Genomic DNA, 21,276 nt, shown 5'->3' on the forward strand with positions numbered 1-21,276 from the left:
ACCCGACAATACTGGAGCAACACATGAGCACGCTGCATCAAGACAGCATCATCATCGACGGGCTGAACATCTCGAAGTTCGAGAAGCCGGTGTTCGAAGACATGCGCAAGGGGGGCATCACGGCCGCCAACTGCACGGTGTCGGTGTGGGAGAACTTCACCAAGACCGTCGACAACATCGGCGTGATGAAGAAGAAGATCCGCGACAACAGCGAGCTGCTGACGCTGGTGCGCACGACGGAAGACATCTTCCGCGCGAAGAAGGAAGACAAGACCGGCGTGATCCTCGGCTTCCAGAACGCGCACGCGTTCGAGGACAACATCGGCTACATCGAAGCGTTCGCCGACATGGGCGTGCGCGTCGTGCAGCTCTGCTACAACACGCAGAACCTGGTCGGCACCGGTTGCTACGAGCGTGACGGCGGCCTGTCGGACTTCGGCCGCGAAGTGATCACCGAGATGAACCGCGTCGGCATCATGGTCGACCTGTCGCACGTGGGCGGCAATACGTCGTCGGAAGCGATCGCGTTCTCGAAGAAGCCGGTGTGTTACTCGCACTGCCTGCCGTCGGGCCTGAAGGAGCATCCGCGCAACAAGAGCGACGAACAGCTGAAGGAGATCGCCGATGCGGGCGGCTTCGTCGGCGTGACGATGTTCGCGCCGTTCCTCAAGCGCGGGATCGAAGCGAACATCGACGACTACATCGAGGCGATCGACTACGTCGTGAACCTGATCGGCGAGGATGCGGTCGGCATCGGCACGGACTTCACGCAGGATTACGCGAAGGAATTCTTCGACATGCTGACGCATGACAAGGGCCGCTATCGCCAGCTGACGAACTTCGGCAAGGTGATCAACCCGGACGGCATCCGCACGATCGGCGAATTCCCGAACCTGACGGCGGCGATGGAACGCCACGGCTGGAAGGAGTCGCGTATCCGCAAGATCATGGGCGAGAACTGGGTGCGCGTGTTCAAGGACGTGTGGGGCGCATAAGCGCCGCGAACGCCGAACCCCCTTCAGCGATTCAACATTAAAAGAAATCGGGACGTGCCCGTGCAAGCCGCACGGGCGCGCGGACGATGTCGCGCCGGCGCACTGAGCCGCGCGGCCACTTTCCTCACGGAGTCACCACGATGCAACCGCAACTGCCGATCAACGTCGATCCCGATACCGGCGTCTGGACCACCGACGCGCTGCCGATGCTGTACGTGCCGCGTCACTTCTTCACGAACAACCACGTCGCCGTCGAGGAAGCGCTCGGCGTCGAAGCGTATGCCGAGATCCTCTACAAGGCCGGCTACAAATCCGCGTACCACTGGTGCGACAAGGAAGCGAAGCTGCACGGCCTGACCGGCATGGCCGTGTTCGAGCACTACCTGAAGCGCCTGTCGCAGCGCGGCTGGGGCCTGTTCTCGATCATCGAGGCCGATCCGGCCAGCGCGCGCGCGAAGATCGAGCTGCGCCACTCGTCGTTCGTGCTCCAGCAGCCGGGCAAGGAAGGCAAGCTCTGCTACATGTTCGCGGGCTGGTTCGCCGGCGCGATGGACTGGGTCAACGACACGACACCGGAAGGCAAGGGCGCGCCGCGTGCGCAATCTAAGGAAGTGCAGTGCGCGGCCGAGCATCACGACCACTGCGTCTTCGAAGTGTCGCCGATCGCGCACTGACGCCCTGACGCACGGATTCACCGAAGCACAACAACACCCGCAACACGAGACATTCGAACGCCAGAGGTCGCCAGCGATGCGTTATCCCCACCTGTTCAAACCCATGCAGCTGAACCAGCTGACGCTGCGCAACCGGATCGTCAGCACCGCGCATGCGGAGGTGTATGCCGAGCCGGGCGGCCTGCCGGGCGACCGCTATATCCGCTACTACGAAGAAAAGGCGAAGGGCGGCGTGGGCCTCGCGATCTGCGGCGGGTCGAGCCCGGTGTCGATCGACAGCCCGCAGGGCTGGTGGAAATCGGTGAACCTGTCGACCGACAAGATCATCGATCCGCTCACGCGCCTCGCCGACACGATGCACAAGCACGGCGCGAAGATCATGATCCAGGCGACGCACATGGGCCGCCGCTCGTCGTTCCACGGCGAGCACTGGCCGCACCTGATGTCGCCGTCGGGCGTGCGCGAACCCGTGCACCGCGGCAACGCGAAGATCATCGAGATCGAGGAAATCCGCCGCATCATCGGTGACTTCGCGGCCGCCGCGAAGCGCGTGAAGGCGGCCGGCATGGACGGCATCGAAATCTCGGCCGCCCACCAGCACCTGATCGACCAGTTCTGGAGCAAGCGTTCGAACCACCGCACCGACGAATGGGGCGGCAGCCTGGAGAACCGCCTGCGCTTCGGCATCGAAGTGCTGACGGCCGTGCGCGAGGCGGTGGGCAAGGACTTCTGCGTCGGCCTGCGCATGTGCGGCGACGAATTCCACGAGGACGGCCTCGATCACGAAGCGCTGAAGGAAATCGCGCAGGCGATGTCGGAGACGGGCCTGATCGACTACCTGAGCGTGGTCGGCTCGGGCGGTGACACGCACAACACGATCGCCAACTGCATGCCGCCGATGGCGCTGCCGCCGGAGCCGTTCGTGCACCTCGCGGCCGGCATCAAGTCGGTCGTGAAGATTCCGGTGATGCACGCGCAGAGCATCCGCGATGCGGGCCAGGCGGAGCGCCTGCTCGCGACCGGCATGATCGACCTGGTCGGCATGACGCGCGCGCAGATCGCCGATCCGCACATGGTGATCAAGATCCGCGACGGCCGCGAGGACGAAATCAAGCAGTGCGTCGGCGCGAACTACTGCATCGACCGCCAGTACAACGGCCTCGACGTGCTGTGCATCCAGAACGCGGCGACGTCGCGCGAAGCGACGATGCCGCACATCATCGAGAAGTCGCGCGGCCCGAAGCGCAAGGTCGTGGTGGTCGGCGCGGGCCCGGCGGGCCTGGAAGCGGCGCGCGTCGCGAAGCTGCGCGGCCACGACGTCGTGCTGTTCGAGAAGAATGCCGAAGTGGGCGGCCAGGTGATGATCGCCGCGAAGGCGCCGCAGCGCGAACAGATGTCGGGGATCATCCGCTGGTTCGACATGGAAACGAAGCGCCTGGGCGTCGACCGCCGTCTCGGCGTGGCCGCCGACGAGAAGATGATCATGGCCGAGAAGCCGGACATCGTCGTGCTCGCGACGGGCGGGTCGAGCTTCACGTGGCAGGTGCCGGGCTGGGGCGTGGCCGAGGGGCTGGCCGTCAGCTCGTGGGACATCCTGACCGGCAAGGTCGAGCCGAAGCAGAACGTGCTGCTGTTCGACGGCGTGAGCACGCATGCGGGCGCCGGCGTGGCCGACTTCATGGCGAGCCGCGGCTCGAAGGTCGAGGTCGTCACGCCGGACGTGAAGGTCGCCGACGATTGCGGCGGCACGACGTTCCCGATCTTCTATCGCCGTCTGTACGCATTCGGCGTGATCCCGACGCCGAACACGATGCTCGATCGCGTCTACGAAGAGGACGGCAAGCTGATCGCCGTGCTGCGCAACGAGTACACGGAAGAGCTGGAAGAGCGCGCAGTCGACCAGGTGGTGATCGAGAACGGCTCGTCGCCGAACGACGAGCTGTACTGGAAGCTCAAGCCGGAATCGGTGAACCGCGGCCAGATCGATCCGCACACGCTGTTCGCGGCCGAGCCGCAGCCGTGCCTGTCGGAAGAGCTCGGCAACGGCCGTTTCCTGCTGTTCCGTGTCGGCGACTGCATCTCGATGCACAACGTCCACGGGGCGATCTACGACTCGCTGCGTCTCGTGAAGGATTTCTAAACGATGAACCCGTCCTTCCTCATTACCGCCCTGTTGTGGCTGTCGGTGGCGGGGCTCGCATTCGCGGTCGCGAAGCGCTCGTCCTACTGGCGTCTGGGCCGGGCCACCGCGCCCGGCTCGTTCGGCGTCGCGAACCTGTTCGCGATCCCGAAGCGCTACTTCGTCGACCTGCACCACGTGGTCGCCCGTGATCCGTACATCGCGAAGACGCACGTCGCGACGGCCGGCGGCGCGATCGGCGCGCTCGCGCTGGTGTTCATCAACTACGGCCTCGCGATCTACTCGCCGTGGCTCGACAAGCTGATCTTCCTCGCGGCGCTCGCGATGCTGGTCGGCGCGGTGTTCGTGTGGCGCCGGCGTGCGGCCAAGGACGTGCCGGCCCGCCTGTCGCGCGGCCCGTGGAATACGCTGCCCTGGTTGCTCGGCTCGTTCGCGCTCGGCCTCGTGCTGTTCATGCTGGTGCCGACCGGCGCGATGTCGGGCGCGTTCGCGGTGCTCTGCGCCGTGCTGATCGGTGTCGGCGCCTTCACGATGACGGTCGGCGCCGCGAAGGGCGGCCCGATGAAGCATGCGATCGCAGGCCTCCTGCACCTGGCCTTCCATCCGCGCCAGGAACGCTTCGCGGCCACCCGCGACTCGTTCACGGGCAACGGTACGGCCACGCCGCCGACCGCGCTGAAGCTGCCGGACATCGAGCATCAGGAGTACGGCGTCGAGAAGCCGGTCGAATTCCGCTGGAACCAGCTGCTGAGCTTCGACGCGTGCGTGCAGTGCGGCAAGTGCGAAGCCGCGTGCCCCGCGTTCGCGTCGGGCCAGCCGCTGAACCCGAAGAAGCTGATCCAGGATCTGGTCGTCGGGATGGCGGGCGGCACCGATGCGGCGTACGCGGGCAGCCCGTCGCCGGGCCTCGCGGTCGGCCAGCATCGCGGCGAGCCGAACGGCCCGATCGTGTCGGGTCTGATCGAAGAGCAGACGCTGTGGTCGTGCACCACCTGCCGCGCGTGCGTGCAGGAATGCCCGATGCTGATCGAGCACGTCGACGCGATCGTCGACATGCGCCGCAACCGCACGCTCGTGCACGGCACGGTGCCGGGCAAGGGCCAGGAAGTGCTCGCGAACCTGCGCGAGACGGGCACGATGGGCGGCTACGACACGGCCGCGCGCTACGACTGGTCGGTCGACCTGAGCGCACCGGTCGCGCAACCGGGCAAGCCGGTCGACGTGCTGTTCGTTGCAGGTGAAGGCGCGTTCGACATGCGCTACCAGCGCACGCTGCGCGCGTTCGTCAAGGTGCTGAACAAGGCGGGTGTCGACTACGCGGTGCTCGGTTCGACCGAGACCGACACGGGCGATGTCGCCCGCCGGCTCGGCGACGAAGCGACGTTCCAGCAGATGGCGAAGCGCCTGATCGGCACGCTCGGCACGCTGTCGTACCAGCAGATCGTGACGGCCGACCCGCACGTGATGCACAGCCTGCGCAACGAATACCGTGCGCTCGGGCTGCGCGTGACGGTCAAGCACCACACGACTTTCCTCGCCGAACTCGCCGACAGCGGCAAGATCGCGCCGAAGGCCGTCGAAGCGCTGCAGGACAAGCGGACCACGTATCACGATCCGTGCTACCTCGGCCGCTACAACGGCGAGACGGACGCGCCGCGCAAGCTGCTGAAGACGATCGGCATCCAGGTCGTCGAGATGGAGCGCAACGGCATGCGCGGCCGCTGCTGCGGCGGTGGCGGCGGTGCGCCGCTGACCGACATCCCCGGCAAGCAGCGCATTCCCGACATCCGCATCGCCGACGCCCGCACGATCGGCGCGGACGTGGTCGCGGTTGCCTGCCCGAACTGCACGGCGATGCTCGAAGGCGTCGTGGGCCCGCGCCCCGACGTGCTCGACGTGGCCGAACTCGTTGCCGCCTCGCTGGAGTGAATCGATGAACACGATCAAGCGAATCGATCCGCGCCGGCCGTTCATCATCACGGCCGCCGGCCTGAAGCGCATCACGCTCGGCGAGGAAGGCAGCGCCGATGCGAACGCCGTGCACGGGTTCGCGCATGGTCATGGCGCAGCGGCCGCGAAGCCGCGCCGCGCGGTGCAGGATCCGAAGCACGTGATGCTGGTGGTCGCGCACAGTGAACGCGGCGCGCTCGACGATCATTCGCGGCAGGCGATCGCCGCCGCCGCATTGCTCGCCGATGCGCAGACCGAAGTCGCGCTGCTCGCGTTCGGCGAGCTGAAGGACGACGTGGCCGAACTGGGCGTCGACAAGCTGCTGGAACTCGCCGGCTTCGATCGGCGTACGTTCGACCCTGAAAGCGAATTGCAAGCGCTGCAGGCCTGCGTGGCGGCGCTCGCACCGAAACACGTGTTCGTGCCCGACAACGCGACGGGCGACGGTGATCTCGGCCGGCGCTACGCGGCGGCCGCCGGCGCGAGCGTCGCGACCCACGTCGTCGAGATCGATGCGAAGCACGTCGGCGCGTATGCGCAGGCCGGGCGCGCGTTTGCCACCCGTGCGCTGCCCGACGTGATCCTGCTCGCGCAGAACGCGGTCGACGCGAAGCTGCCGTTCGTCGGTACGGGCGAACGGCTGGCCGCCGACTTCATCCGCCCGGCGCACGACGCCGCGCAACCATACCGCGATCTCGGCCTCGACGAAATCGACGCGGCCCAGGTCGCGCTCGAGGAAGCCGATTTCATCGTATCGGCCGGCAACGGCGTGTCCGACATCGGCGCGTTCGAGCGGCTGGCCGGCGCATTCGGCGCGGCGATCGGCGCAAGCCGCGTCGCGGTCGACAACGGCCACTTCACGCGCGACAAGCAGGTCGGTGCGACCGGCAAGACGGTCGAGGCGAGCGTCTACATCGCGTTCGGCATCTCGGGCGCGGTGCAGCACCTGCAGGGGATCAAGGATTGCCGCCACGTGATCGCGGTGAACCTCGACGGCAGCGCGCCGATCGCGAAGCGCGCGAACCTGACGGTGGTCGGCGACGCGCAGGGCACGATTGCCGCACTGATCGAACAGGTGCAGGCCGCGCGCGCCGCGCGTGGCGAATCGCCGGCCGCGGTCGGCACCCGTGAACCGGAAGGAGTCGCTGCATGAACGCCCCCCGCCAGTTGCAACGCATCGCGGTGCTCGTGTCCGTCGGCCGCCATCCGGTCAGCGGTGTCGCGCGCTATAGCCGCAACGACGCGGCCGCGCTCGAAACCGGCCGCCAGCTCGCGGAGCGGCATCGCGCGAAGCTCGACGTGATCCATGCGGGCGACCCCGCGAATGCGGCGCTTGCCGAATATCTCGCGCTCGGCGCCCGGGAGGTCGAGGTGCTGGCCTGCCGCGACGGCGACGACGCCGTGCATGCGCTCGCCGCGCGCGTCGAGAGCTACGACCTCGTGCTGACCGGCACGCGCGCCGAGGGCGCGTACGACACCGGCATGCTGCCGTATCGCGTCGCCGCGGTGCTCGGCTATCCGCTGGTGGGTTCGGCCGTCGACGTGACGATCGAAGGCGGTCGCGTGGCCGTCCGGCAATTTTTGCCGAAGGGGCTGCGGCGGCGTGTCGACGCGGCGCTGCCGGCCGTCGTCGCCGTCCATCCGCTTGCCAATGCCGAGCCGCGCTATGCGTATGCGCGGCTGCGCGCCGGCGCGATCCGGCCGGCGCTCGCGGCGCCCGGCGCGGACGCCGACGCGGCCGCGTGGAAGGTCGGCCCGATCGAGCGTAAACCCGTAAAGCTGGTCGCTGCCGAGAAGCGCTCCGGGCATGCCCGGATGCTGTCCGCGACGACGACCGAAAGCCGTGGCGGCAACGTCGTAAATGAAGGGAGTTCGGTCGAAAAAGCACAAGTGATCCTCGCGTATTTGCGCGAGCATCAGCTCATCGACTACTGATTTTGATGCCTGTCGGCAAGAACCCAGGGATGCAAGGAATCCGGAGCAAACGATGAAAGTATCGGCAGACATTCGTGCATTGATCGAGCGGCGCAAGGAAGGGCACAGCCTCGAAGCGCCGTTCTACACGAGCGAGGACATCTTCGCGCTCGACATGGAGGCGATTTTCCGCCAGCACTGGATCCAGGTGGCGGTCGAGCCGGACATTCCGGAGCCGGGCGACTACGTGACCGTGGAACTGGGGAGCGATTCGATCCTGATCGTGCGCGACGACGACATGGCGATCCGCGCGTTCCACAACGTGTGCCGTCACCGCGGCGCGCGCCTGTGCAATGAAGACAAAGGCTCGGTCGGCAACATCGTGTGCCCGTACCACAGCTGGACCTACAACCTGACGGGCCAGTTGATGTTCGCCGAGCACATGGGCGAGAAGTTCGACCGCTGCAAGCACAGCCTGAAGTCGGTGCACGTCGAGAACCTCGCGGGCCTGATCTTCGTCTGCCTCGCCGACGAGCCGCCCGCCGACTTCGCGCAGCTGCGCGCCGAGATGGAGCCGTACCTGCTGCCGCACGATCTGCCGAACACGAAGATCGCCGCGCAGGTCGACATCATCGAGGAAGGCAACTGGAAGCTCACGATGGAGAACAACCGCGAGTGCTATCACTGCGTCGCGAACCATCCGGAGCTCACCATCTCGCTGTACGAATACGGCTTCGGCTACCAGCGCTCCGACGCGAACGCCGAAGGCATGGACGCGTTCGCGGAAACCTGCGTGCGGCGCGGCAAGGAGTGGGCCGAGATGGGCCTGCCGTCCGAGGAGATCGAGAAGCTGCTCGACGTGACGGGCTTCCGCACGCAGCGCCTGCCGCTCGATCGCCACGGCGAATCGCAGACGCTCGATGCGAAGGTCGCATCGAAGAAGCTGCTCGGCGGCTTCGACAAGGCCGACCTAGGCGGGCTGTCGTTCTGGACGCAGCCGAACTCGTGGCACCACTTCATGAGCGATCACATCGTGACGTTCTCGGTGATCCCGCTGTCGGCCGGCAAGACGCTCGTGCGCACGAAGTGGCTCGTGCACAAGGACGCGAAGGAAGGCATCGACTACGACGTGAAGAACCTCACGGCCGTGTGGAACGCGACCAACGACCAGGATCGCGCGCTCGTCGAATTCTCGCAGCGCGGCGCGACCAGCAGCGCGTACGAGCCGGGCCCGTATTCGCCGTTCACGGAAGGTCTCGTCGAAAAATTCTCGGCCTGGTACATCGGCCGGCTCGCCGAAAAAACCGGCGCGTAGTACCCAGAAGCGGACAAGCGGAGCAAGACATGATGCGAGATGCGGCCAACTTCGAGCCGACGGACAGCCGGGTGACGCGCCCGGCGTTCTGGAACGCCCTTCCCGAGCGCTGGACGAGCGACGTCGAGGAAACGCTGGTGTGCTGCCACGTGCGGCAGGAAACGCACGACGTGAAGAGTTTCTTCTTCCGTTCGCCGCAGGGCCGCTCGTTCTCGTTCGAGCCCGGGCAGTTCCTCACGCTCGAGCTCGACATCGACGGCGAAACGATCAATCGCTGCTACACGATCTCGTCGTCGCCCGCGCGGCCGCACACGGTGTCGATCACGGTGAAGCGCGTGCCGGGCGGCAAGGTGTCGAACTGGCTGCACGACAACCTGCAGCCGGGCGCCGCGGTGCGCGTGCTCGGCCCGGCCGGCGAATTCACGTGCGCACGGCATCCGGCGCGCAAGTACCTGTTCCTGTCGGCCGGCTCGGGCGTCACGCCGCTGATGTCGATGAGCCGCGCGCACCATGATCTCGCGGAGGATCGCGACATCCTGTTCGTGCACAGCGCGCGCACGCCGGACGACATCATCTTCGCGCGCGAGCTCGACCTGATCGCGTCGAACCACACGAATTTCCGCACGTCGTTCGTCGTCGAGCGCGTCGGCGCCCGCACCAACTGGCCGGGCGTCACGGGCTTCCTGACGCTGCCGCTGCTGAAGCTGATCGCACCGGATTTCATGGAGCGCGAAATCTTCACGTGCGGCCCCGCGCCGTACATGAAGGCCGTGCGCGACCTGCTCGACGAAGCCGGCTTCGATCGCAAGCAGTATCACGAGGAAAGCTTCTCGTTCGAAACGCTTGCCGAAACCGCAAGCGACGAATTGCTCGCCGATCTCGCCCCGCTGGCCGACGGCGCCGACACCGACACCGCAACGAAGCAGTACACGGTCAGCTTCGCGAAGAGCAATCGCGAGATTTCGTGCGGCTCGGAGCAGCACGTGCTGGATGCGGCGCGCCAGTCGGGCGTGCGGCTGCCGGCCTCGTGCACGCAGGGCATGTGCGGCACCTGCAAGGTGAAGCTCGTGTCGGGGCAGGTTGAAATGAAGCACAACGGCGGCATCCGCCAGCGCGAGATCGACCAGGGGATGGTGCTGCTGTGCTGCAGCAAGCCGCTGTCGGATCTCGTGATCGACAAGTAGTCGCAACACGCCATCGGCTGCCCGGGCGCGTCGCGTCCGGACAAGCATCCGTCGGAAAACAACGATACCGCGGATTTGTGGTTGAAGAACCTAGAGAGGCAACGCGCACGGTGCGCATATCAAGGAGATCGACCATGAAGCTGTTCGGAAAACTGTTGTGGACCGGCGCACTGTCGGCCATGGTGGCGCTGAGCGCGTCCGCACTTGCCGATACGAAGCCCACGCTGAAGATCGGTTACGTCGAAGGCTGGGACGACAGCGTGGCGACGTCGAACGTCGCGGCGCGCGTGATCGAGAAGAAGCTCGGCTACGAAGTGAAGCTCGTGCCGGTCGCTGCCGGGATCATGTGGCAGGGCGTCGCGCGCGGTGATCTCGATGCGACGCTGTCCGCGTGGCTGCCGGTCACGCACGGCTCGTACTGGGATGAATACAAGGCCAAGGTCGTCGACCTCGGCGCGAATTTCCCGGATGCAAAGATCGGCCTGATCGTGCCCGCCTACGTGAAGGCGAAGAGCATCGACGACCTGAACGCGGAGAAGGGCAGCTTCGGCGGCCGGATCGTCGGCATCGATGCCGGTGCCGGCGTGATGCGCAAGACCGACGACGCGATCAAGAGCTACGGGCTGAACTACACGCTGATGCCGAGCTCGGGCAGCGCGATGACGGCCGAGCTGTCGCGTTCGGTCAATGCGAGCAAGCCGGTGATCGTGACGGGCTGGGCGCCGCACTGGATGTTCGCGAAGTGGAAGCTGCGCTTCCTCGAGGATCCGAAGAAGGTGTTCGGCGGCGCGGAGCACGTCGACAGCGTCGTGAATCCGGGGCTCGAAACGAAGGCGAAGCCGGTGGTCGCGTTCCTGAAGAAATTCCAGTGGAAGCCGGGTGAAATCGACAGCGTGATGCTGGCGATCCAGAACGGCTCGAAGCCGGAAGCAGCCGCCGATGCGTGGATTGCAGCCCATGCGGATCGCGTGAATGCATGGACGGAAGGCGTGCAGTAAGCCGGCAGTGAATCGCCTCGATAACTAGATGAAGAGACAGTCCGGGAAAGGTCGGTAGTAATGCGAAATAATTGCACTGCGACACGACCTTATCCCGGAATTATTTTTTTGATTCTGCAGAAAAGTGCGTAAGTTGTTACACTAGCGCCCTTGTGCGGAGTCATCACAGGAGGAATTGGATGAGTCAGGCAGGACTGCGTGCGAATCGCACCAGTGATGTTGAGGCAACCATCTCACATGATTCGCCGGGCCACACGCTGCATCGTGGCCTGACTTGGAAAGACGCTTTTTGGGTAACGAGCGGCGTGCCGGCAGGCGTGCTGTTCACGATCGGCGGCGTATGCGCGACGATCGGCCAGCCCGCGTGGGCGATCTGGATCGCCGCGATCACGATGGGGCTGGTTCAAAGCGCGACTTATGCGGAAATATCGGGGCTATTTCCCCATAAATCGGGCGGCGCGTCCGTATATGGCGCGATCGGCTGGGTCCGTTACAGCAAGCTGATTGCCCCGGTTTCCGTGTGGTGCAACTGGCTCGCGTGGTCGCCGATGCTCGCGCTCGGCTGCGGCCTCGCGGCGAGCTATGCGCTCACGAGTCTCTTTCCCGCCGATGCGGCGGTGCTGCACTGGCAGCTCAAGGTTGCGGACCTCGGGTTCATCAAGCCGGGTCTGTCCCTGCGGATCAATGCGACGTTCATCATCGCGACGATCCTGCTTCTCATTACGTTCAAGCTTCAGCACAGCGGTGCATCGAAGGCTGCGCGTACGCAGCGCATTCTCGGCATCGCGTCGCTCACGCCGCTGTTGATCGTCGGCATCGTGCCGTTCGTCACGGGCGACGTGCCGATGTCGAACCTGCTCCCGCTGCTGCCGCTCGGTCACGACGCGCACGGCAATCTCACGGCCGCGACGTTCGGCTCGTGGAACGGGCAAGGCGTCACGATGGCGCTCGGTGCGATGTTCATGGCCGGCTGGGCGTCGTATGGCTTCGAGACGGCCGTCTGCTACACGCGTGAATTCCGTGACCCGCGTCGCGATACCGCCAAGGCGATCTTCTGGTCGGGCGCACTGTGCCTCGTCGTGATGACGCTCGTGCCGATGGCGTTCCAGGGCGCGCTCGGCACGCAGGCGATGCTCGATCCGTCGATCGGCGACGGCACCGGCGTCGCGGCCGCGATGGCGAAGATCGTCGGCGGTGGCGCGTGGGTCGCGAATGCGGTCGTCGTGATGCTGATGCTGTCGATCCTGCTGATCGTGATGACGTCGATGATGGGCTCGTCGCGTACGCTGTACCAGGCATCGGTCGACGGCTGGCTGCCGAAGTACCTGTCGCACGTGAATGAGCACGGCTCGCCCACGCGCGCGATGTGGACCGATCTCGGCTTCAACCTCGTGTTGCTGATGATGTCGGACTACATGACGGTGCTGTCGATCTCGAACGTCTGCTACATGCTGTTCGTATTCCTGAATCTTCAGTCGGGCTGGATCCACCGGATGGATCGCGGCAACTGGGATCGGCCGTTCCGCTGCCCGACGTGGCTGCTCGTCGGCGGCGCGATCTGCGGGTATGCGAACCTCGTCTATGTCGGCGCCGGTGCGAACCTGCAGGGCGACGGCACGCTGCGCAACGGGCTGATCGCGATGCTGCTGATCGTGCCGGTGTTCCTGTTCCGCCATTACTGGCAGGACCGCGGCCGGTTCCCCGCGCAGATGCAGCGCGACATGGAGCTCGAAGTGCCGAAGCGCGCGATGTGGCTGAACCTGATGCCTTACGTTGCGCTGGTTGGCGCGGGGCTGACGATCTGGCTGTCGTATTACTTCGCGTGGGTAAAGTGACGCGGTAGCGCACGCGCTGCGGCGCGCGGCGGCTCCGGAAACCGCACCCGGAGCGTCGCGTGGCGCATCGCGCGCAACGCGGCGACAAAAAAGGCTCGACCGGTACCTACCGGTCGAGCCTTTCTCGTTTCTGCCGCGTGTCGAACGCGACGCCTTTTCGCTTACGGAAACACCACCGTCCGATCCCCGTTCAGGAACACGCGCCGCTCGATGAACGCCTTCACCGCGCGTGCGAGCGTGAGCGATTCGACATCACGCCCGACCGCGAGCAGCTGCTCGGGGCGCAGCGCATGATCGACGCGCTCGACGACCTGCTCGATGATCGGGCCTTCGTCGAGATCGTCGGTGACGAAGTGCGCGGTCGCGCCGATCAGCTTCACGCCGCGCGCATGCGCCTGGTGATACGGCTTCGCGCCCTTGAAGCCGGGCAGGAACGAATGATGGATGTTGATCGCCCGGTTCGCGAGCTTCGCGCTGGTTTCTTGCGACAGCACCTGCATGTAGCGCGCGAGGATCACGAGTTCGGCGCCGCTCGATTCGAAGAAGTCGAGCCACTGCGCTTCCTGCTGCGCCTTCGTCTCGGCCGTGATCGGGAAGTGGCGGAACGGCAGCCCGTGCTGCGCGGCGAGCGGCTCGAAGTCGGGATGGTTCGACACGATGCCGACGATGTCCATCTTCAGCTCGCCCATCCGCCAGCGGAACAGCAGGTCCGCGAGGCAGTGCTCGAGCTTCGACACCATGATCAGCACCTTCGGCCGGGCGTTCACGTCGTGGATCGCCCACTGCATGTCGCCCTGATGGCCACCGAGCCCGGCCGCGATCGGTGCGAATTCGTGGCGCAGCGCATCGATCTGCAGCGTTTCATCCGTCGGATGAAACACGCAGCGCACGAAGAAGCGGTTGCTGAGATCGTCGTCGAACACGTTCAGCGCATCGACATAGCAGCGATGGCGATCGAGAAAGCCGACGACGGCGGCGACCTGGCCGGCCGCGCTTGCGCACGACAGTGTCAGGACGAATTGATCGGGGCGGTGCTCGGCGGTCATGAGATTCCTCGGATGGCATGGGCGCACGTCCGTGCGGCGGCGCACGAAAGCGCCGCGCCGCGCGGGTTGCGGGAGGCTCAAGTAAATCAGGACGATTTCGGGGCGGATAGAACCAACGCGCCGTGTGGCTGGTATCGGCGCGCCAGCACGCGGGGGCAGGGGGCGCCCGTCAAGCGCTCGCGCACGCGTCGAGCAGCCAGCGCCGGAACACGTGGGTCGCGTCCGGCTCGGGCCGCTGCGGCGGCCGCACCAGGAAGTAGCCGCGCGACGTGACGACCGGCGCGTCGACGAGCTTCACGAGCTGCCCCGACGCGACGAGTTCGTCGACGAGCGGCGACCAGCCGAGCGCGACGCCTTCGCCGAGCAGCGCCGCATGGATCACGAGCGCGTAGCTGTTGAAGGTCACGCCGCGCGCGGCGACGGCCGTATCGAGGCCGTGCGCGTCGAACCAGCCGGACCACGACAGCCAGCGCTCGGGGCGCGTCGGCTGCACGTGCAGCAACGGCAGGGCCGGCAGGTGCTCGGCCCGCGCGACGTGCGGGTGCGCGTCACGGAACGCGGGCGAGCAGACAGGCGTGACCGATTCCGGAAAGAGTCGCGCGGCGGTGCACGATGGCCAGTGGCCGTCGCCGAACAGGATCGCGATGTCGCCGTGGTCGCGCTGCGCGTCGTAATCCTGTGATGTCACGACGCGCACGTCGACATCCGGCATCACGCGCTTCAGCCCGGCCAGGCGGGGCATCAGCCAGTAGGTCGCGAAGCCGAAGTCGGTGACGATCGTGAGCGCGCCGTGCTCGCGGCGCGCGCGCAGGGTCGCGGTCGCGCCGCGCAGCGTGTCGAGGCTCAGCCGCACGGCTTCGTACAGGCACTCGCCGTCGGCCGTCAGCGTGACGCCGCGCGGGCTGCGCTCGAACAGCGGCACGCCCAGTTCGGCCTCGAGCTGGAACACCTGCTGGCTCACGGCCGGCTGCGTGGAGCCGAGCTCGCGCGCGGCGGCCGTGAAGCTCGCGAGCCGGGCGGCCGATTCGAACGCGCGCAGCGCCTGCATCGACGGTAACGGTTCGGATTTCGACATAAGTCTCTCTAATGGCCCCATAAGGGCCGGACGCCTACCCGCGCGAATTCGGGCGGGTGATAGTGCTTCGGACGGTGCGGTACCTGCGCTTCGCGGCCTGCTTCAAAACCTGCTTTCAAAGCCCGCTTCACGGGCGCCGCGCCACGCATTCCGCGATTCTAGCCAGCGCGGCTCGCCCGTGCGGCACTTTCGTCGAGCCGCTTCCGTCATGCCGGACGTCCCGCTGCGCGAGCGGCGCGCCGGTCCATTCGAACACCGTTTTCCCCACGACAGCCGATGACGAACCCGACACCCAACATCCTGATCCTGATGGCCGACCAGCTCACGCCGTTCGCGCTGCCGGCTTACGGCAATCGCGTCGCGCGCACGCCGACGCTGGACCGTCTCGCCGCGCAAGGCGTGGTGTTCGACGCCGCGTACTGCGCGAGCCCGCTGTGCGCGCCGTCGCGCTTCTCGCTGCTGACGGGCAAGCTGCCGTCGGGGATCGGCGCCTACGATAACGCCGCCGAATTGCCGGCGCAAACGCTGACCTTCGCGCACTACCTGCGCGCTGGCGGCTACCGGACGATGCTGTCCGGCAAGATGCATTTCTGCGGGCCCGACCAGCTGCACGGCTTCGAGGAGCGCCTCACGACCGACATCTATCCGGCCGATTTCGGCTGGGTGCCCGACTGGGACAGTCCGACCGAGCGGCCGAGCTGGTATCACAACATGAGTTCGGTGCTGGAGGCCGGCCCGTGCGTGCGCACGAACCAGCTCGATTTCGACGACGAGGTCACGTTCGCCGCGAAGCAGAAGCTGTACGACGTCGCGCGCGAGCGCGCGGCCGGGCACGATGCGCGGCCGTTCTGCATGGTCGTGTCGCTGACCCATCCGCACGACCCGTATGCGATCACGCGCGACTACTGGGATCTGTACCGCGACGAAGAAATCGACATGCCGGCCGTGTACCTCGATGCGGCCGAAAGCGACCCGCATTCGCAGCGGCTGCGCTTCGTCTGCGAGAACGACCGCACGCCGCCCACCGATGCGCAGATCCGCGCCGCGCGCCGCGCTTACTACGGCGCGACGTCCTACGTCGACGCTCAGTTCGGCAGCGTGCTGGCCGCGCTCGAACAATGCGGATTCGCCGACGATACGATCGTGATCGTCACGTCCGACCACGGCGACATGCTTGGCGAACGCGGGCTCTGGTACAAGATGACGTTCTTCGAAGGCGGCTGCCGCGTGCCGCTGATCGTCCATGCGCCGGGCCGCTTCGACGCCGCGCGCGTGCGCGGGCCCGTGTCGCACGTCGACCTGCTGCCGACGCTCGTCGACCTCGCCGGCGCCGCGCCGGCCGGCGGCTGGCCCGACCCGGTCGATGGCGCGAGCCTGGTGCCGCACCTGCACGGCACGCCGGCGCACGACGTCGCGCTCGGCGAATATCTGGCGGAAGGCGCGGTTGCGCCGGTCGTGATGATCCGCAGCGGCGACTGGAAGTACGTGCATTGCCCGCTCGATCCCGACCAGCTGTACAACCTGTCGGACGACCCGCGCGAGCTGACGAACCTGGCCGACACGCCGGAAGCGGCCGACGTGCTTGCCGCGTTCCGCGCGCAAGCCGCGCAGCGCTGGAACCTGCCCGAGCTGGACCGGCAGGTGCGCGCGAGCCAGCGGCGCCGACGCTTTCATTACGCGGCCACGACGCAGGGCCGCATTCAGGCGTGGGACTGGCAGCCGTTCACCGACGCGAGCCAGCGCTACATGCGCAATCACATCGAACTCGACACGCTCGAGGCGATGGCGCGGTTTCCGCGAGTCGGGCGCTGAGCGTACCGCATCGCGATCATTGAGGAACGACGGAGGAAGCGAACCATGAAACGGCAACGCAATGCAGCAATCCGAAGGATCGGCGCGGCGCTCGCCGCCGCCGCGTGCCTGATGACGACGCAGGCCGCGCACGCGGCCGACCCGCAGGCGTGCGGCGACGTGAAGATGGCGGCGCCCGGCTGGACCGACATCGATGCGACGAACGCGATGGCGGGCGTCGTGCTGAAGGCGCTCGGCTATCGGCAGGACGTGGCGAACCTGTCGGTGCCGATCACGTACCAGGGGCTCAAGAAAGGGCAGGTCGACGTGTTCCTCGGCAACTGGATGCCCGCGCAGGCGCCGCTCGTGAAGCCGTTCGTCGACGAGAAATCGATCGACGTGCTGCACGCGAACCTGAGCGGCGCGAAATTCACGCTCGCGGTGCCCGATTACGTGGCGGCTGCCGGCGTGCATACGTTCGCCGATCTCGCGCGCCATGCGGACCGCTTCGGCGGCAAGATCTACGGGATCGAGCCCGGCGCGCCCGCGAACCAGAACATCAAGCGGCTGCTGTCCGACCACGTGCTCGGGTCCGCGAACTGGTCGCTCGTCGAATCGAGCGAGACGGGCATGCTCACGCAGGTCGAGCGCGCGGTGCGCGACAAGCGCTGGATCGTGTTTCTCGCGTGGGAGCCGCACCTGATGAACACGAAGTTCCACCTGACCTACCTGTCGGGCGGCGATGCGTATTTCGGCCCGAACTACGGCGGTGCGACGGTCAATACGGTCACGCGTGCCGGGTTCGCCGGCCAGTGCACGAACCTCGCCAGGCTGTTCCGGCAGATGACGTTCTCCGTCGACGTCGAGAACCGGATGATCGCCGACATGCTCGACCACAAGACGTCGGCCGCGCTCGCGGCGCAGCATGCGTTGAAGGCCGACCCGGCGCTGGTCGCCGGCTGGCTCGACGGCGTGACGACGGCGGCCGGCGCACCGGGCCTGCCGGCCGTGCGCGCGGCCCTCGACGGCCGCTGATTTCCTCCCTTCCGGCGGCCGGTTTTTACCGTGCCGCCTGTCTACGTGTTTTCCCGATCCGTCGCATCGTGACCATTTAGTGTCGCCTTCAGACGGGTGACCCGAAATATGGGTTTGTATTTTTCGCCAATGGCTGCGTTATTGCGGAAAACGAAATACCAAAGCCAGCGGGCGTACCGAAATCGAATCCACCGGCGCATCGCGGCACGCGCCGGGACGAGATTCTATCCATCGAACGGTTCAGGGAGGGTGGTCGATAATGAAGCATACGAAAGTTGCCGTAGCCGCCGCGCTTGCATGCGCGGCCTGTATTCCCGCCATTGGCCATGCGCAAAGCAGCGTGACGCTGTACGGGATTCTCGACGCCGGCATCACGTACGTGAACAACACGGGCGGCTCGCACGTGGTCAAGTTCGACGACGGCGTCGCGTACGGGAACCGCTTCGGCCTCAAGGGCACGGAAGATCTCGGCGGCGGCCTGAAGGCCGTGTTCACGCTCGAGAGCGGCTTCCACCTCGGCAACGGGCAACTCGGCTTCGGCGGCGCGGAGTTCGGCCGCCAGGCGTATGTCGGCCTGCAGAACGACTGGGGCACGCTGTCGTTCGGCAACCAGCTCGACATCACGAACGAGCTCGTATCGATCTACAACATCTCCGCGTGGGGCAGCGGCTATGCGATCCACCAGGGCGACTTCGACCGCTTCAACGGCGACCGCCTGCCGAACTCGGTGAAGTTCCTGTCGAACGACCTGAGCGGCTTCAAGTTCGGCGCGATGTACTCGTTCGGCAACGTCGCGGGCAACTTCCACCGCAACAGCGCGTGGAGCGCGGGCGCGAGCTTCACGAAGGGCGACTTCTCGATCGGCGCCGCGTACACGCGCCTGAACAACCCGAACGGCATCTATGCGTTCGACCCGTACGCGATGATCGGCACGCACACGTTCCTCGGCCAGCAGACCGTCACCGTCGATCCGGCGACCGGCGCCCGCACCGACCTGTTCTCGAACACCGCGATGGACGTCGACAGCCAGGGCACGTTCGGCATCGGCACCAGCTACACGATCGGCAAGCTGACGCTCGACGCCAACTACTCGTACACGACGATCAAGGGCTTCGGCCAGTCGTCGCACATGCAGGTGTACGAAGGTGGCGGCCTGTACCAGTTCACGCCGGCGCTGAGCCTCATCGCGGGCTACCAGCACACGCGCTTCGAAGGCCACCACTGGAACCAGGGCACGGCCGGCCTGCACTACCTGCTGTCGAAGCGCACCGACATCTACATCTCCGGCGATTACCTGCGCGCGTCGCAAGGCGTCGATGCGGTGATCGGCTACAGCTTCACGCCGTCGACGACGCAGACGCAGGCCGACGTGCGGATCGGGATGCGGCATTCGTTCTGAGCGGGATGGGGTGGGGCAGCGACGTCTTCAGCGAGCGGTCTCTCTTTGGCGCGAACCTCGGTTCGCGCTTTTTTTTGCCGGCGTGAGCGGGCACGAAAGCCGTCCGTCCCGTGCCGGCAGCCTGGCCCCCACCGGGGGAGCAGCGCTCGGATGGTATTGACCATTGCCGTCTATAGGCGCTAGCATCGTCCGCATGCTTGATCTCGCCATTTCCCCCTCCTCGTTCATCGGTGCATGTTGTCAGAACATGCCAGGGGGACGTTGCGTCTAGCGAATTCGCTAAACATTCAAGCAATCGCCTTCCGGCCGCCTGTGATGCAAGACAGGCGGCCTTTTTGTTTTTGGGCCGACACTTTCCAGACGGAGAAACTCGATGCCGCTTGCGCTGTATGACACCTGGTCGCGTACCGTGCGCTCCTTCACGCCTATCCGGGCCGGGCAGGTCGGCATGTATTGCTGCGGCCCGACGGTCTACGACGATGCCCACATCGGCAACCTGAGAACCTACGTGTTCGAGGACCTCCTGCGCCGCGTACTGGAGCGCAACGGCTACGCGGTTCGGCACGTCGTCAATATCACCGACGTCGGCCATCTGACGTCGGATGCGGACGAAGGCGAAGACAAGATGGAGAAGGGCAGCCGTCGGACCGGCGAATCGGCATGGGCCATCGCGCGGCGCTACACCGACGCGTTCGTCCGGGACTGGCACGCGCTCAACCTGCTCGAGCCGACGGTGTGGTGCCGCGCCACCGATCACATCGCCGAACAGATCGCGTTCATCGATACGCTTGACCGGGCCGGCTACGTCTATCGGACGGACGACGGCCTCTACTTCGACACCAGTCGGCAGGACGACTACGGGTATCTCGCGCGGCTGGACCGCGCGGGGTTGCAGGCGGGCAAGCGGGTGGCATTGGGCGGAAAGCGGAGCATCACGGATTTTGCGTTGTGGAAGTTCAGCCCGGCCGGCGTCAAGCGGCAAATGGAATGGGACAGCCCGTGGGGGCGCGGCTTTCCAGGCTGGCATATCGAATGCTCGGCGATGTCGGCGAAGTATCTCGGGACGTTGTTCGATATCCATTGCGGCGGCGAGGATCATATCGCCGTGCATCACAGCAACGAGATCGCGCAGACGCGGGCGGCCCACGGCACGCAGCTCGCGAACTACTGGATGCACGGGCACTTCCTGACGCTCGACGCCGATACGAAGATGTCGAAGTCGAGCGGCGACTTCGTTCGTCTGCAGACCTTGCAGAGCCGCGGTGTCGATCCGCTCGCGTACCGCTATCTGTGCCTGACGGCCCATTATCGAAGCAAGCTGCATTTCACGTGGGCGTCGCTCGACGCGGCGCACACCGCGCTGAATCGACTGCGGCACCTCCATGCCGGCTGGCCGGACGGCGGGCGGGTCGATGCGGATTTCGCGGCGCGCTTCGATGCCGAAGTGAACGAGGACCTGAACCTGCCGAGGGCGCTCGCGGTGCTGTGGGATTTGGTCAGGAGCAACCTGCCGCCTACCACCCTGAAAGCGACCGTCGACAGCTTCGACGCGGTTCTGGGCCTCGGGTTGCGCGAATGGCGGCCGGTTGCGTTCGACGTTCCGGAACATGTCCGCGGGTTGCTCGGTGAGCGTGAGCGCGCGAGGGCGGACAAGGACTGGGCGCAAGCCGACCGGATTCGGGCAGCGTTGAGCGCCGAGGGCTGGAGAGTCGAGGACACGCCGGAAGGGCAACGTCTGTTCGGCATCGCGATGGGTTCGAGCGATACAGGTGGCCTGCCGCAGTAAAGCGCGCGGGCCGCCTGCATCGGAAGATCCTGTAGCCGGGCATCGACCCGGCGGCCGCGATCGGCGTGGCCGCCGGAATCGTCGGCACCCACACCTGCGGCCCGTTTTTCGCGGTTGGCATATCATCGCGCTTTGGCCG

At 66.2% G+C, this 21,276-nt stretch carries 16 protein-coding genes; 14 read left to right on the forward strand and 2 right to left on the reverse strand.

What is annotated here, in order from left to right:
* Positions 1 to 23 precede the first annotated feature (23 nt).
* The 10 genes from CFB45_RS18790 (at position 24) to CFB45_RS18835 (ending at position 13,005) form a co-directional block, all read left to right on the forward strand.
* Positions 24 to 995 carry a dipeptidase gene (locus CFB45_RS18790; protein WP_042588480.1) on the forward strand — a complete coding sequence of 324 codons (972 nt, stop codon included), beginning with the start codon at positions 24 to 26 and terminating at the stop codon, positions 993 to 995.
* Between the two features lie 140 nt (positions 996 to 1,135).
* Positions 1,136 to 1,669, forward strand: a complete 534-nt coding sequence (locus CFB45_RS18795) for a DUF5943 domain-containing protein (protein WP_006488993.1) — start codon at positions 1,136 to 1,138, stop codon at positions 1,667 to 1,669.
* 76 nt (positions 1,670 to 1,745) lie between these two features.
* Entirely contained in the window at positions 1,746 to 3,809 is a 2,064-nt protein-coding gene (locus tag CFB45_RS18800; RefSeq protein WP_021160633.1) for an NADH:flavin oxidoreductase, read from the forward strand.
* 3 nt (positions 3,810 to 3,812) lie between these two features.
* Positions 3,813 to 5,738, forward strand: coding sequence for a (Fe-S)-binding protein (locus CFB45_RS18805; protein ID WP_089426838.1), 1,926 nt, complete (start codon positions 3,813 to 3,815; stop codon positions 5,736 to 5,738).
* 4 nt (positions 5,739 to 5,742) lie between these two features.
* Entirely contained in the window at positions 5,743 to 6,912 is a 1,170-nt protein-coding gene (locus CFB45_RS18810; RefSeq protein WP_089426839.1) for an electron transfer flavoprotein subunit alpha/FixB family protein, read from the forward strand.
* Complete coding sequence (locus tag CFB45_RS18815; RefSeq protein ID WP_089426840.1) at positions 6,909 to 7,694, forward strand: electron transfer flavoprotein subunit beta/FixA family protein; 786 nt, start codon at positions 6,909 to 6,911, stop codon at positions 7,692 to 7,694. Before CFB45_RS18810 ends, CFB45_RS18815 begins: the two co-directional genes overlap by 4 nt.
* Positions 7,695 to 7,746: 52 nt before the next feature.
* Positions 7,747 to 8,988 carry an aromatic ring-hydroxylating oxygenase subunit alpha gene (locus CFB45_RS18820; protein WP_089426841.1) on the forward strand — a complete coding sequence of 414 codons (1,242 nt, stop codon included), beginning with the start codon at positions 7,747 to 7,749 and terminating at the stop codon, positions 8,986 to 8,988.
* A 29-nt stretch (positions 8,989 to 9,017) separates the two neighbouring features.
* Complete coding sequence (locus CFB45_RS18825) at positions 9,018 to 10,172, forward strand: hybrid-cluster NAD(P)-dependent oxidoreductase (protein WP_089426842.1); 1,155 nt, start codon at positions 9,018 to 9,020, stop codon at positions 10,170 to 10,172.
* A gap of 134 nt (positions 10,173 to 10,306) precedes the next feature.
* Positions 10,307 to 11,170: a glycine betaine ABC transporter substrate-binding protein gene (locus CFB45_RS18830; protein ID WP_089426843.1), complete on the forward strand. Its 864-nt coding sequence runs from the start codon at positions 10,307 to 10,309 to the stop codon at positions 11,168 to 11,170.
* Positions 11,171 to 11,349: 179 nt separating this feature from the next.
* Positions 11,350 to 13,005, forward strand: coding sequence for an APC family permease (locus CFB45_RS18835; protein ID WP_089426844.1), 1,656 nt, complete (start codon positions 11,350 to 11,352; stop codon positions 13,003 to 13,005).
* Between the two features lie 161 nt (positions 13,006 to 13,166).
* Here CFB45_RS18835 and purU read toward each other — a convergent pair whose 3' ends face one another.
* Both purU and CFB45_RS18845 read right to left on the reverse strand, forming a co-directional pair.
* A complete protein-coding gene (gene purU / locus CFB45_RS18840; protein ID WP_089426845.1) occupies positions 13,167 to 14,051 on the reverse strand; it encodes a formyltetrahydrofolate deformylase in 885 nt (294 codons plus the stop codon).
* Positions 14,052 to 14,220: 169 nt separating this feature from the next.
* Positions 14,221 to 15,126 (reverse strand): choline sulfate utilization transcriptional regulator, encoded by a 906-nt coding sequence (locus CFB45_RS18845; RefSeq protein WP_089426846.1) that lies wholly within the window; start codon positions 15,124 to 15,126, stop codon positions 14,221 to 14,223.
* A 276-nt stretch (positions 15,127 to 15,402) separates the two neighbouring features.
* Between CFB45_RS18845 and betC the strand changes: the two genes are divergently transcribed.
* The 4 genes from betC (at position 15,403) to cysS (ending at position 21,137) form a co-directional block, all read left to right on the forward strand.
* On the forward strand, positions 15,403 to 16,938 hold the full coding sequence (gene betC, locus CFB45_RS18850; protein WP_089426847.1) for a choline-sulfatase: 1,536 nt from the start codon (positions 15,403 to 15,405) through the stop codon (positions 16,936 to 16,938).
* A gap of 45 nt (positions 16,939 to 16,983) precedes the next feature.
* Positions 16,984 to 17,952 (forward strand): choline ABC transporter substrate-binding protein, encoded by a 969-nt coding sequence (gene choX, locus CFB45_RS18855; protein ID WP_089426848.1) that lies wholly within the window; start codon positions 16,984 to 16,986, stop codon positions 17,950 to 17,952.
* 259 nt (positions 17,953 to 18,211) lie between these two features.
* Entirely contained in the window at positions 18,212 to 19,351 is a 1,140-nt protein-coding gene (locus CFB45_RS18860) for a porin (protein WP_089426849.1), read from the forward strand.
* Positions 19,352 to 19,724: 373 nt separating this feature from the next.
* Positions 19,725 to 21,137, forward strand: coding sequence for a cysteine--tRNA ligase (gene cysS, locus CFB45_RS18865; RefSeq protein ID WP_089426850.1), 1,413 nt, complete (start codon positions 19,725 to 19,727; stop codon positions 21,135 to 21,137).
* Positions 21,138 to 21,276: the final 139 nt, after the last annotated feature.

Source organism: Burkholderia sp. HI2500, assembly GCF_002223055.1.
GTDB lineage: Bacteria > Pseudomonadota > Gammaproteobacteria > Burkholderiales > Burkholderiaceae > Burkholderia.